The 13,732-nt window shown below is 45.5% G+C and carries 13 protein-coding genes; 1 reads left to right on the forward strand and 12 read right to left on the reverse strand.

Translation table 11 applies throughout. The annotated features are described in order from the left end of the window. Positions 1-121 precede the first annotated feature (121 nt). Positions 122-745: an AraC family transcriptional regulator gene (locus tag SDE_RS15490; RefSeq protein WP_011469435.1), complete on the reverse strand. Its 624-nt coding sequence runs from the start codon at positions 743-745 to the stop codon at positions 122-124. Positions 746-1,028: 283 nt separating this feature from the next. Here SDE_RS15490 and SDE_RS15495 point away from each other — a divergent pair, with 283 nt between their 5' ends. Further along, a complete protein-coding gene (locus tag SDE_RS15495) occupies positions 1,029-1,691 on the forward strand; it encodes an outer membrane beta-barrel domain-containing protein (protein WP_041324777.1) in 663 nt (220 codons plus the stop codon). 108 nt (positions 1,692-1,799) lie between these two features. Here the strand turns inward: SDE_RS15495 and SDE_RS15500 are convergent, their stop codons facing one another. The 11 genes from SDE_RS15500 to urtB all read right to left on the reverse strand — a co-directional run bounded on the left by SDE_RS15500 (position 1,800) and on the right by urtB (position 13,668). After that, positions 1,800-2,417, reverse strand: coding sequence for an outer membrane beta-barrel domain-containing protein (locus SDE_RS15500; protein WP_049762667.1), 618 nt, complete (start codon positions 2,415-2,417; stop codon positions 1,800-1,802). Further along, positions 2,387-3,175, reverse strand: a complete 789-nt coding sequence (locus SDE_RS15505; protein ID WP_011469438.1) for an SH3 domain-containing protein — start codon at positions 3,173-3,175, stop codon at positions 2,387-2,389. Before SDE_RS15505 ends, SDE_RS15500 begins: the two co-directional genes overlap by 31 nt. Before the next feature lie 159 nt (positions 3,176-3,334). Further along, positions 3,335-3,763, reverse strand: a complete 429-nt coding sequence (locus tag SDE_RS15510; RefSeq protein ID WP_011469439.1) for a hypothetical protein — start codon at positions 3,761-3,763, stop codon at positions 3,335-3,337. Between the two features lie 290 nt (positions 3,764-4,053). After that, positions 4,054-6,309, reverse strand: a complete 2,256-nt coding sequence (locus SDE_RS15515; protein WP_041324778.1) for an arginine/lysine/ornithine decarboxylase — start codon at positions 6,307-6,309, stop codon at positions 4,054-4,056. A 65-nt stretch (positions 6,310-6,374) separates the two neighbouring features. Next, on the reverse strand, positions 6,375-7,658 hold the full coding sequence (locus SDE_RS15520) for a hemolysin family protein (protein ID WP_011469441.1): 1,284 nt from the start codon (positions 7,656-7,658) through the stop codon (positions 6,375-6,377). 486 nt (positions 7,659-8,144) lie between these two features. Next, complete coding sequence (locus tag SDE_RS15525; protein WP_011469442.1) at positions 8,145-8,495, reverse strand: FmdB family zinc ribbon protein; 351 nt, start codon at positions 8,493-8,495, stop codon at positions 8,145-8,147. 68 nt (positions 8,496-8,563) lie between these two features. Then, the gene (fmdA, locus tag SDE_RS15530) at positions 8,564-9,796 is read right to left on the reverse strand and encodes a formamidase (protein WP_011469443.1); all 1,233 of its coding nucleotides are present in this window, start codon (positions 9,794-9,796) and stop codon (positions 8,564-8,566) included. 235 nt (positions 9,797-10,031) lie between these two features. Then, the gene (urtE, locus tag SDE_RS15535; protein WP_011469444.1) at positions 10,032-10,721 is read right to left on the reverse strand and encodes an urea ABC transporter ATP-binding subunit UrtE; all 690 of its coding nucleotides are present in this window, start codon (positions 10,719-10,721) and stop codon (positions 10,032-10,034) included. Positions 10,722-10,762: 41 nt separating this feature from the next. Then, a complete protein-coding gene (urtD, locus tag SDE_RS15540) occupies positions 10,763-11,509 on the reverse strand; it encodes an urea ABC transporter ATP-binding protein UrtD (RefSeq protein ID WP_011469445.1) in 747 nt (248 codons plus the stop codon). A 37-nt stretch (positions 11,510-11,546) separates the two neighbouring features. After that, on the reverse strand, positions 11,547-12,698 hold the full coding sequence (gene urtC / locus SDE_RS15545; RefSeq protein ID WP_011469446.1) for an urea ABC transporter permease subunit UrtC: 1,152 nt from the start codon (positions 12,696-12,698) through the stop codon (positions 11,547-11,549). A gap of 46 nt (positions 12,699-12,744) precedes the next feature. Then, positions 12,745-13,668 (reverse strand): urea ABC transporter permease subunit UrtB, encoded by a 924-nt coding sequence (urtB, locus tag SDE_RS15550; protein WP_011469447.1) that lies wholly within the window; start codon positions 13,666-13,668, stop codon positions 12,745-12,747. Positions 13,669-13,732: the final 64 nt, after the last annotated feature.

The following is a 13,732-nucleotide window of genomic DNA, read 5'->3' on the forward strand; positions in this document are numbered from 1 at the left end:
TGTTTACCGCGCACAGAAAAAAAAACAAGGTGAAGAGACCCTGTTTTTTTAGCCTTTTAATATGAATACATCTATTAATCACTTCTGTTACCGCAACAGTTTTTTCGTCGCCTTAGTTCAATCACCATTGTTTTAACTTAAAAACAGGTTCCTGCGTACTTTCGTCGTCGGTTACCAGTATTTCTAAGTATTGGCTACCTAGCCCTTTATCGAACTCCAGTTCTGCTGCGCGCTTGTAAACTCTATCGTTAGCGCCTATCCCTGTAAAAAAAGCGGTAAGCCTATGCTCGCCCTCACTCATATTGGTTACATAGAGCTTTTGCACACCGCCATTTAATAGTGCTGTGCGCTGTTTTTCGGAATAGACGTGCGACGTTACTAAACGCCCATCAATTTTTACCTTCACGCTCTCTAACGTAAAAAAGCGGCCGGAGTTAACCGTAATAAAAACCGTAAAGCGCGTATTTGAGGGAAACAGCATGTTTTCCTCTAGCAGCCGCAAATCTTTATTAAGTACGATCACCTCTTTTTTAAGCGCTTGTACTTCTCGCGATATTTTAGCGATGTCTGATTCGGCCTGCGTATCTTTTTGGACTTGACCTTTGGTTTCATCAAACTCGATATCTACGCCTGTATACCAAGCGTCGCCCTTGGGCTTTTCTTGGGCTAGCAGGGAGGCTGAACACAAGCAAAATGCGAACACCGTCACTAAATTTAAAATTCGTACTAGTAATTGGCTAAACAAGTTCTCACACCAGTTAAATAGTTGTTAGAGGTTCCCTAACTTATCGGAATGTATTTATACTTAACTTCCCGCGTGCTGTTGCTAAAAGTTAATTGAAACAAAAACCAGATCACACTAATTTTTTGGGTTTTCACATGTCGCTCACAATTTTGACAGAAGAAAAAATGAATTAGTGCATTTTTTAATGGTCGCATTGCAACCGTACTCGGCAGCGAATATCTTATGCACTCACCTGCAATGCAATACCTTTTACTACCGATTAGTCGAAATAAAGGCTCAATACGTGAACTACTTAACAAAGAATTTATTGCAATTTTCTGCCGCCTTAATTGTTTGCGGCTTTTCCTCTTCCCTTGCATTGGCTCAAGACGCATCTGAGCAAACACGCAAGCCTGTACGCGTGGTAATTCCAGATAAACGCGTTGATGCGGCGCAGCCGGCGACTATCGATACAGAGAAATTTGAGCTGGGCGCTTACGCAGGCATGCTCTCGGTAGCAGACTTCAATACAAACCTTGTAACGGGCTTCTCCCTCACCTACCACATCACCCGTGATTGGCTAGCACAAGTACAGATGGGGCAGTCTACGGTAAGCCGTGCCACTTTTGAGGATATTGCCGATGCAAACTTTCTGGCAGATGGCGAGTACGACTTTACCTACACCACCCTTAGCGGCGGTTACCGCATAGCCCACGGCCGCTCGTTTTTAAGCACCAAAGGTAAGTACGATTCCGCGATCTTCCTATTAGCGGGAGTTGGTAACATTGAATTCGCCGGCAACTCTGCTGCGAGCGGGCTTTTAGGCCTTAGCTACCGAGTGGTACCCACCGACTGGATGACTATAAACTTGGATTTTAAAAACCACCTATTCGAACGCGAGTTTTTAGATACCACCAGCCAAACCATGAACAATGAATTGAATATTGGGGTTAATGTGCTGTTTTAGTAAAAATGAACAGTTCAAGGCGGAGTTACACCAAGCTCAGCCAGCTAGACCGTACAAGAGCGCCCCAAGAATGGGGCGCGAAGAGAGAAACCTTAAAATTAGCGCTTACTAAAATAAATAACCTACCCCCACTCCTATCTGTGAAGTGCGAGTTAGCTCGTCTTCTACCAACAAGCTGGAGTTAAAGCTCACATTGCGGTAATCGCAGCGAACAATAATTTTTCTTGTGAGTGCAAACTGGTAACCCACACCGTAGGTGTAGCTAAAATTGTTTTCACCCCCGAGCGCAGTCTCCCCCACGCCAGCTACAACATACAGGGCAGAAAGGTTAGATTTACGGTTGCTTCTAAACACTTCGCCTTGGAAAATATTGTAACCAACCAAAAAGTCGAAATGTTTAAAGTCTCTGTCGGCACCCTCAAACAGGCGCCCTTGGCTTTGTTCAAAAGCAGACAATGCTAAGTGACTTTGGGCGTAGTTAAACTGCAAAAAGAAATCTTCTGTGGCTTTAAAATTGGCGCTTACGCCGGCATAGAGCTCGCTACCGAAATCTTCGATATTAAGCATGCCGGTGCTCACCCCCACTTCAAAAAAGTCTGAGTTTATTTTGGCCTTATCGTTTTCTGCAGCCTGTGCAGTGCCAGCAGTGGCGAGCAAAAATACCGCTGCGCCTATGCCAGCCAATATACGACCGCTTAGAAAAACGTGTTGAAACCGACGAACCATCCTTCCAACTCCAGATTATTATTTTCAATACTTATATCGAACCAACGCTGCTCGATGTTAACTACAAAATTTCTACCTACGTAGTAATTTAACCTTAGGCCATAGCTTTTTAGGTCGGAATCGCTAAAGCCAAGCGGCACCAACTCTGGCTGAGATTCAATTTTCATTGTACCCATGCCGTAAAGTATGGCTGGTGAGAACTTCCATTTGGAGATAGGCTCGGCAACAAGGTTAAGCCCCATATAGCTGCCACGGGTTTCTGGTGCATAAAAACGGCCGGTTTCAGCTTCGATAACAAGCCAACTAATGGGCCTATACCCTGCGGATAACTTTAGATTGTCGGCGCCTTGCAGTTCGCCCGATGAGAACGCACCTGCCGCAAAGCCTACCTGCCACCCTTTATTGAGGTAGTCGCCGTAGCTCACCGAGGGTAAATCTGCGGGCTCGCCAGACTTTTGCATGGTGCGCGCTATTTGGCTTTCTGATACCCAGCCCACCTGGTTGCTTTGGCTTAACACTTCATACCAGCCGGGTTGACGGGTTAACACCACCACACCTTCACCCTCTTCTATTACATAGAAAATAGGGTAACCACGGCCAGGCCCTGTGTGTAGCTCTAGGTAAGGGTCGATAACCTCCAATAACACACCCGAGAGTTCAAAATCTTTCGCCGCCGCAAGTTGCGGAATAGCGAGAGCGATAACAATGAAGGGGGCGAGCTTGGAAACGAGATATTTGTATAGGCCAATAAATCGCAAGGGACAATACTCTTAGTGTTAATGAATTTTTTATTCTAACACCCAGTTATTGGCTAAAACTTGGCTTTAAGGCCAAAGTGTTCTGTATGTCACACTTCAAGCCTATGGCCTCTACCAAAGAGGAAGGGCCAACAGGTAAAAGCACCTGTTGGCTAAGAGCTAAAACGCAGTAAGCAAGGTACCTTGTGCCTGCGCTACACAAAGTCCATTGGGCAACAACAACTCACAAATAAATACAGCTAAGTGCTCTTTTTCCATTTCGATGCTGCCACGCAACAGTAAGGGCTCGCCGCGCCATGGGTTTATAAAACTTAACTCGTATTCCGATATGTCGTAACTTCCCGCATGCTCCGCAGGAATAGTGCGCACACCACAGTCAATAACGCAGCCTAGTAAACTACTAAGCGCGGGGTTATGGCTAAGCTGCGTATCCTTTAGGGTTACATCTAGCTCGATTGAGTGTTCGGCCATACGCTGGATGGCGATATCAAATATTTGGCTTGCAGGGTGCTGCTCTAAGGTCGAAATTACTGGGTGATGGTTAGTACTTACTACTACAGATTGATCTAATTGAGTATGTATTCGCATTGGAGACCTCCGAGATTATTGTTGTTTTGTGCAACAAGCATTAATCAAAACAGGGGACAGGCAATAACGCATTACAAGGAAAGTATGTTAAATGGTAAAAAGTTGAAGTTTTTTTATCAAAAATTGAAGTGCTGAATGATTAACACGGGCAGCCAAATTTGAAAAAATTAATAATGTCGCACGCTCTAATAAAAGTAAGACATGCAAAGAGGCAAGTAGAAGCGCACCTGAAAAATACGCCCAAAAGCTGCTGGGTATAGGGGCAACTACCTGCCCCTACACAAGCTGTATTACTCTTTAACTACATCGATATAGTAGCCTTCTACCCCGTTTACGGTGTCTTTCACTAGACCGTGTACGTCTGTCTCAAAGCCCGGTAACGCAGAGTTGAAATCGCGCGCGAACTTCAAGTAGCTAATAATAGTGCTGTTGAATCGCTCGCCCGGCACCATCAAAGGTATACCCGGTGGGTAAGGGGTTACTAACATCGCAGTAATACGGCCTTCTATTTCATCAATAGATACGCGCTCTATTTCGCGGTGAGCCATTTTTGCCCAAGCATCTGCTGGGGTCATAGCAGGCTCTATTTTAGATAGGTACATATCAGTGGTAATTTTAGCCACGTCGTACTTTTTATACATATCGTGAATTTGGGTACACAAATCGCGCAAACCAATGCGCTCATACTGTTTGTGTTTACTCACGAACTCCGGTAAAACACGCCATAAAGGCAGGTTTTGGTCGTAATCGTCTTTAAATTGCTGCAATTCCGTCACCATGGAATTCCATCGGCCTTTGGTAATGCCGATAGTGAACATAATGAAGAAGGAATACAGGCCGGTTTTTTCGATGATAATGCCGTGCTCAGCCAAGTATTTACTTACAATTGCAGCCGGAATACCAAACTCATCGAAGTCGCCCTTCAAGTTTAGCCCGGGGGTGATGATAGTGGCTTTGATGGGGTCGAGCATATTAAAGCCAGATTCAATATTGCCGAAATCGTGCCAGTCATCATCTTCGCGTATAACCCAATCTTCGCGCTCGCCAATGCCCTCTTCGGCAATATCCTTAGGCCCCCAAACTTGGAACCACCAGTCATCATCACCAAACTCTGCATCTACTTTGCGCATGGCACGGCGGAAATCGAGCGCTTCTAGCAGCGATTCTTCTACTAGCGCGGTACCGCCGGGGGCCTCCATCATGGCTGCAGCCACATCGCACGAGGCAATAATGGAATATTGCGGGCTGGTGGAAGAATGCATTAAGTAGGATTCGTTAAAACGGTGAGTGTCCAATTTACGGTTGTTGCCGTTTTGCACCAATATTTGCGACGCCTGCGATAAGCCAGCAAGCAGTTTATGGGTAGATTGTGTGGCGAATACTAAGGTGTCGTCCGAACGCGGCCGGTCTGTGCCTATGGCGTGCATGTTTTTATAAAAGTCGTGGAACGTAGCATGGGGCAACCAAGCTTCGTCGAAATGCAATGTGTCGATATTGGAGCCAAGAATCTCTTTGATTTGCTCCACGTTATACAAAATACCGTCGTAGGTACTTTGCGTAATAGTGAGGATACGGGGCTTTTTGTTTTTGGCTTTACGCGCAAACGGGTTGGCTTCTATCTTTTCGCGGATAGATTCCATAGTAAATTCAGACTTTGGAATAGGACCAATAATGCCGTAGTGGTTGCGCGTAGGCATTAAAAACACAGGGATGGCGCCGGTCATAATAATGGAGTGCAAAATCGATTTGTGGCAGTTTCTATCTACTACCACAATGTCGCCAGGCGCTACGGTGGAGTGCCACACGATTTTGTTGGATGTAGAAGTACCGTTAGTCACAAAAAACAAATGGTCACTGTTAAATATACGGGCGGCATTTTGCTCGCTCGCGGCAACTGGGCCGGTGTGATCCAGCAGCTGACCTAGCTCATCTACCGAGTTGCACACGTCTGCGCGCAGCATGTTCTCGCCAAAAAACTGGTGGAACATTTGGCCAATGGGGCTTTTTAAAAACGCTACGCCACCAGAGTGCCCAGGGCAATGCCACGAGTATGAGCTATCGCTTGCGTACTCCATAAGGGCATTAAAAAATGGTGGCGCGAGTGACGACAAATACTTTTTCGCCTCACGGATAATATGGCGCGCCACAAACTCGGGCGTGTCTTCAAACATGTGAATAAAGCCGTGTAGCTCGCGCAATACATCATTGGGGATATGCTGCGCAGTGCGGGTTTCACCGTATAGGAAGATAGGAATATCGGTATTGCGCTTTCTAACCGCTAATATAAAGCTTCGCAACGCCTCAATAGGTACGGCCACTTCTTCGGGTGAACCCGAGCCGAACTCATCGTCGTCGATAGAAACAATAAAACACGATGCACGGCTTGCTTGCTGAGCAAAGGAGGTGAGGTCTACATAGCTGGTAAAGCCTACAACTTCCATCCCTTCGTTACCAATTGCTTCGGCTAGATCGCGAATACTCGAGCCAGAGATATTTTCGGCCCTAAAATCTTCATCGATGACGACAATGGGAAAACGAAATTTCATATCTTTTGTTCCTATCATTTTTAAAATTTACACTTTTGAATAATTAGGCAGCAATGGCACCTAATTTAAGCATCCACTTTGGAAACAAGTAACTTACTAATTTTCAAATTATCCATGTCGACCACTTCGAAGCGGTAACCTTCAAACAGCAAATTATCAGTTAATTTTGGCAGTTTCTTTAACTTGTACATAATAAAGCCAGCCAGTGTCTCGTAGCTGTCTGAATCGGGGAATTCTTCCACCCCTAAACAACGGCCAACATCGATGATAGCAGCCGAGCCATCGATTAACCACGATCCTTCGCCGCGTTTCACAATAAGCTGGTCGGCCAATACACCCGTAAAACCGTCTACTACCACGCTCATTACATCTTTCATGGTAACAAGCCCTACAACCAGTGAATACTCATTCAACACGGCGGCAATGGGTTGGGTATGGCATTTGAAGGCTTCGAGCGCCTCAGATAAGCTAAGTGAATCGGGCAGATAGAACACATCTTTGCTAACGATATCTGACGACAGTCTTGCCTGCTCACCAGCTAGCACCTGCTTTAGCAGCGCTTTGGATTCCACTAAACCTACAATTTGATCTAGGCTGTTGTCGCATACTAGGTAGAAGTTGTGCGGGTGTTGAATAATTTTTTCGCTAATGTCGGCGTGGGTATCGTTAATATCGAAGTACACCATATCGTCACGCACACACATTACCGAGGTTAGGCTACGATTTTCCAGCTCAAATACGTTACCTATCATTTGGTATTCTTGCGACGGAATCGATCCGTTTGCGGCGCCGGCATCCATAATGGCCACAATATCCTGCGCGGTAACTATATCCACACGCTCGGTTGGTATACGACATAGCTTTAAAATTAAATCTGACAGGCTGTTAAAAAACAGCACAAAGGGCTTAAGCACCATTACTGAAAACATCATGGGCCTTACTACCCGCAGGGCAATTTTTTCTGGCAGAGCCATACCTATACGTTTGGGAATAAGATCGGCAAACAAAATGAATAGGCTGGTAACCAATAAAAAGGAGCAAGTAAAACTTACCTCATCGAGAAACCGCCCTTCGTAAACATAGCTAATAAGCGTTTTTAAGTAAGGTGTAAACGTGTTCTCACCAATAATACCGCCCAATATAGCGATTGCGTTTAGCGCAATTTGAATAGCCGCGAAAAACGCGCCCGACTTAGCTTGTAAATCCAGCACCAGTTTGGCGTTCTCGCTACCTTCATCCACCAAAATATTAAGCTTTAGTTGGCGTGCAGCCGCTAACGCAATCTCGGCAATAGCGAAGAAGGCACTAGTAACAATTAATACCACTATCCAAAACAGGTTACTGTCCATATTACAAACTCTAAGGTGTGTGCTCGGCGAGAGCGGGCTAAAACCCCATTGGCACAAATCCACCAAACTAAGGGGCTGTTTACTCGGCGCTTCGCACAGTAGCAATGGCTTACTTAAAGGCTAGCAGAACGCTTAAACAAAGGTACTCAAAAAGGAAGAAACTTGGGCTGATTTAAGGGTATTTAACCAGCCGCGAATTTTGGCGAACGTTACAACCTTTGCGGCTGCATAGCAACGAATAATTTGACGGTTTTTTTGTTGTAGGCCCTGCAGCACTAGGGCGGCCTCTACCCAGCTTAGACGCGCGCAAAGCCGCCGCCCACTTAGCACAACAGCTAACCGTAAACACTTGTATTAGAGGGCAAGCGAGTAACAGAGGGCTAACAATAATTAAAGGTATGCCTATAAAAAAGGCCGACGCTCTGGGAACGCCGGCCAAACACGTTAGCCTGCTATGGCTAAAACTAAAATCGCAAAGAACTAACCTTAGTGGCTAATCATCCACGGGCGCATCGACGGGAACATTTTTTCCCCTTGCGCGGTATACATAAGCTTGGAATGACTTAATTTTTTCTGACAGCCACAGCCCTTCGCATGCTGCTCATCATCTTGCCGGCGCGCAGCGGTGGAATGCGTCGGCTCATGCTGGTTGCGCTCGTTTACTTCGTAAGCGTGCTTTTTAGCGCTTGGCATTTTCGTAATTGTGGGCGGCAGGCGAATAATGCGGGCCGCTAGCTCACCACAGGTTGGGCAAGCACAGGGTTTATCGCTATCGGCTATGGTTGCCAAATCGTTAAATACACCATGCTCTTTACATTTATAGTCATACACTGGCATGTTCGCGTCTCCTCAATCTAACTGCATCATGTGGTGCTAAGGGGCTTTCGCCCCGTGAGTTTTGTTTACTACTCTAAGTCTGGTGCCAGCGGAACCTGAACAGAGCCGTCTAACTCCACTGTTGGCCCGTCTGCCCCCGGCTGCACATTAAATTCAAAGATATCGGTAGGTAACCAAAGCGTTGCGCACGCGTTGGGTATATCCACCACACCACTAATATGCCCTTGCACCGGCGCCGTACCCAAAATGGCGTAAGCCTGCGCGCGCGAGTAACCAAACTTCTCTAAATAATTAATAGCGTTTAAACAAGCCTGCCTGTAAGCCACGTGCACATCTAAATAATGCTGCTTACCGCCTTCATCTACCGATATACCTTCAAATATTAGGTAATCGTCGTATTTAGGCGTGATGGGGCTAGGTTTAAAAATAGGGTTTTTAATGGCGTATTTTTCCATGCCGCCTTTAATAAGATTTACACGTAGGTGTATCCAACCAGCCATTTCGATAGCGCCGCAAAAAGTTATTTCGCCGTCGCCTTGACTAAAGTGCAAATCCCCTACAGATAGCCCTGCATCTTTTACATAAACCGGAAAGTAAATTTTGGAGCCGCGCGATAAATCTTTAATATCGCAGTTGCCGCCGTGCTCCCGCGGTGGAACCGTACGCGCCCCCTCTGCTGCGGCTTTTTCTTTTGCATCGCCCTGCATTGTACCCATATGGGCGGTTTCTGCGTAAGGTAAGGTAGCAAGAGCTGGCGTTCTATCTGGCTCGGTATCGTACAGTGCTTTTTCGCGTGTATTCCATTCATCAAGCAATTCTTTAGATGGCAAGCAACCTATTAAACCTGGGTGAATTAACCCCGCATACTCAACCCCTGGCACGTGCCGTGATTTAGTAAACATACCGTTTATATCCCAAATGGATTTTTGCGCTTCGGGGAAGTGATCGGTTAAAAAGCCGCCGCCATTCTTTTTAGAAAAGAAACCGTTAAAGCCCCACAAGCTTTCGTCGAAAGCGCCTATATCGAGAATATCTACCACCAACAAATCGCCCGGCTCTGCGCCCTCAACCCCAACAGGGCCAGACAAAAAATGCACTTGGCTTAGATCTACATCGCGCACATCGGCTGCGTCGTCGTTGTTTTCTATTTGACCACCGGTCCAATCGTAGCACTCGATTTTAAAATCATCCCCAGGCTTTACTTTTACTGCCATGGGAATATCAGGGTGCCAGCGGTTGTGAATTTTCTCGTTGGTGTAGGGCGACTCTTTTAAATCAACCTTAATGATAGTTTCTGCCATTGCTGCTTCTCCTAAGAGTGTTTACGTCGCAGTGTATTCACATTGCGCGATTTGGGTTTTAACTACTTATTCGTTTAACTACTTATTCGTTTAACTTGCTGGTTTAACTTGTTTGTTTAATTTGCTCGATTAACTGTGATTTCGTGCTTCCATTATTTACCGGCTTTAACTTACGTACTATTCGATATACGACTTAACCAACTACGTTAAATGACGTATAGGAACGCTTTAAGCGCTACACAGACAGATACTTTTTAATTTTGTCGGTATCGACATCGTCTCGCAGGTCTTCGTGAATAAAATTGCCTTTATCGATAACGATAATTCTGTCTGCCACGGCCATGGTAAAACTCAGCACTTGTTCAGACACAATAATGGTTATGTCGCGCATCTTTTTAATTTCGTTAAGTACATTGGCAATATCTTTAATAATGGATGGCTGTATACCTTCTGTGGGCTCGTCTAGCAGCAACACCTTTGGGTTAGTCACCAACGCGCGCGCAATAGCTAACTGTTGTTGTTGGCCACCAGACAGATTGCCGCCCTTGCGTTTGCGCATTTCTCGCAGCACTGGGAACAATGCGTAAATATCGTCGGGTATTTTTTTAAGGCCAGAAACTTCCATTCCGGTCTCGATGTTCTCTTGCACGGTTAAAGATGGAAAGATCATGCGCCCTTGTGGCACATAGGCAATTCCGTTTTCCACACGCTTGTGGCTTTCCATGTCTGACACGTCTGTGCCATCCACACTTATGGAACCGCCAGATAAAGGCAGCACACCGATAAGCGATTTGAACAAAGTCGTTTTACCCATACCGTTACGCCCCATTACCGCAAGGGTTTCGTTTTTAGGCACGGTAAAATCAAGCCCGTGTATCACTTCGCTTTGGCCATAACTTACTTTTAAATTAGATACGTTTAACATACATTCACCTTTACTATTCGCAGGGTAATATCAGCCAAGCATTAATGCCCTAAATACACTTCGATCACTTTCGGGTCGGACTGCACTTTCTCCATATTGCCCGCGGCTAAAATCTTACCCTGATGCAATACCGTTACCTTCTGCGCTATACGCGCAACAAACTCCATATCGTGTTCAATAACTAGTACAGATCGCCCTTTGCTAATTTTCTTCAACAATTCGCCTGTTTGTTCGCGCTCTTTAACACTCATGCCGGCTACTGGCTCATCTAGCATTAGCAACTGCGGGTCTTGAATAAGTAACATCCCTATTTCTAACCACTGCTTTTGCCCGTGGCTAAGCAAACCTGCCTCTGTATCTAGCTGATCATCCAGCATTATCTCGGCTGCTATTTCGTGAATTTTTTGCAGCACGGCTGTAGAGCGTTTAAAGACTAGCGAGCCTAAAACCCCACGTCCTGCGGGGTAAGACACCTCTAAATTTTCGAGCACCGTTAAGTTCTCGTAAATTGATGGTGTTTGAAACTTACGCCCTACCCCCGCTCGCACTATGGCGTGCTCACTCATTTTGGTGAGTTCCTTGTTTAAAAACTTAATACTGCCGGAGGTGGATTTTGTTTTGCCGCAAATCAAATCCAATACGGTTGTTTTACCCGCGCCATTCGGGCCAATAACAACATGTAACTCGTTTTTATCTATGTAGAGGTTTAAATCATCTACGGCTTTAAAGCCGTCGAAAGATACCGTTAACCCCTCAATAGAAAGTGTAAAATCTGTTGTAGAACTCATCACCTACCCCACTCAATCAATTAAACTCGGTTTACAATTAGCTCGCATCTTCGGCTAACGTTTTTGGTTGTGCGCCAAACTTCAACAGCAACCATTTTTTAGCGCGCTGTAAACGCGTGGTTAGGTGATGGCCATAATCCTGCCAAATACCGGCCAACCCATTAGGAAAGAACATTACAACCGCGATAAATAGCCCACCCATTAAAAACAACCAAAGCTGAGGAAAGGATTCCGAAAACGCCGTTTTACCAAAATTAATTAGCAAGGTGCCGTACACAGCGCCTATTAACGACATGCGCCCACCTATCGCACAGAATATAACCATCTCAATAGATGGCACGATGCCGACAAAAGAGGGTGACATAAAGCCCACTTGCAAAGTGAACATAGCGCCGCCAATAGCAGACATTAATGCAGCAATACAAAAGATAAATATTTTGAAATTAGAAACGTCATAACCAGAGAATCTAACGCGGTCTTCTTTGTCGCGCATTGCTAACAATAAGCGACCGAACTTGCTGGTAAGAATAAAACGGCCCAGCATAATTACACCGAGCAATAAAAAGCAGTTTAGAAAATAAAATATATATTTTGCGGAGTCGGAGGTGATATCCCAGCCATTTAGCGTGCGCAAATCGGTTATGCCGTTAATACCGCCGGTAAACCCCTGCTGGCCCACAATGAGTACCGTAAGAATAACCGCCACTACTTGGGTAATAATCGCAAAGTAAACACCGCCCACCCTGCGCTTAAACATGGCAGCGCCTATAACGTAGGCGAACACGGTGGGCACAATTAAAATAGCTAAAATGGTAAAAGTTAAACTGTTAAACGGTACCCAAAACCAAGGCAGTTCGGTTAACTGGTTCCAATCCATAAAATCTGGAATACCTGGGGTAGATTGTATGGCTGTGTTTTCTGGCGAGCTGGCTTCCAACTTTAAAAACATCGCCATGGCATAACCGCCAAGACCAAAAAATATCCCCTGCCCTAAACTAAGGGTACCGCCGTACCCCCACAACAAAACTAAACTTACTGCGGCAAACGCGTAGGTTAAGTACTTGCCTACCAAATTAAGCCTAAATAAATCTAAACACACTGGAAAAACAACCAGAATGAGAGCAGCGAGAATTAAAAAGCCGGTTAGGCCTTTTTTCCCACCCATTAAATTTTCATATACAAAGCTCATACTCGTCTCCCAAATAAGCCTAAGTAAACACAGATACGCCGCTGTATTAGCGACGCACCTTACTGGCAAACAAACCTTCTGGTTTAAACATTAGAATCAACACTAACGCCAACAGCGTGTATACTTTTGCCATTGAACCGCTTATGAAGAACTCCAAAATAGATTGCGCCTGCGCAATGGAAAAGGCTGACGATATAGTGCCCACTAAACTACCTGCTCCGCCGAACACCACAACCATGAACGTATCTACAATATAAAGCGACCCAGTAGTTGGCCCAGTAGAAGCAATGGTGGTGAACGCCGCGCCCGCAATACCTGCAATGCCACAACCTAAAGCAAAGGTGTAACGGTCAATTTTTTTAGTGTTTATGCCAACCGCGCCACTCATTACACGATTTTGCGTAGTAGCTCGCACGCGCAAGCCCCAGCTAGATTTAAATAAAAGGTAAAATACGCCCAGAGTGACAAGCGTGGTTAAACCAAGTACGAACATGCCGTTAAGGGGAATATCAATGGTATCGGTTGGCTGGTAAGACCCCATCAACCAATCTGGTAGCGCCGGGCTAACTTCGCGCGCGCCAAAAATAGAACGAAACGCCTGCTGCATAATTAGGCTTAGGCCCCAGGTTGCCAGCAACGTATCTAAAGGGCGCTTATACAAATGCCGTATTAATATAAATTCCGCGAAATACCCTAGTGCCCCCGCCATTACAAAGGCCACCAAAATGGCAAACACAAAGTAATAGGACATAAGCTCTGGAAAGTAGGCCTCGGTGAGGGTAGATATAAAGTAAGTGGTGTAGGCGCCTACGGCCATAAATTCGCCGTGAGCCATATTAATTACACCCATTTGACCAAAAATAATGGCAAGCCCTAACGCCATTAAAAGCAGTACGCTGAATAAACTAATTCCAGCGAAGCCCTGCATTGCCAAGATGGACCCCAATTCGCTGTAGGTATAACCGCCCATATTTTTTCTCCGCTGTTTGGATTTTTAAAAAGTGAAAGCGAACCTCCTTGTTCGCTGTGAAAAG

It is taken from the genome of Saccharophagus degradans 2-40, assembly GCF_000013665.1.
Lineage (GTDB): Bacteria > Pseudomonadota > Gammaproteobacteria > Pseudomonadales > Cellvibrionaceae > Saccharophagus > Saccharophagus degradans.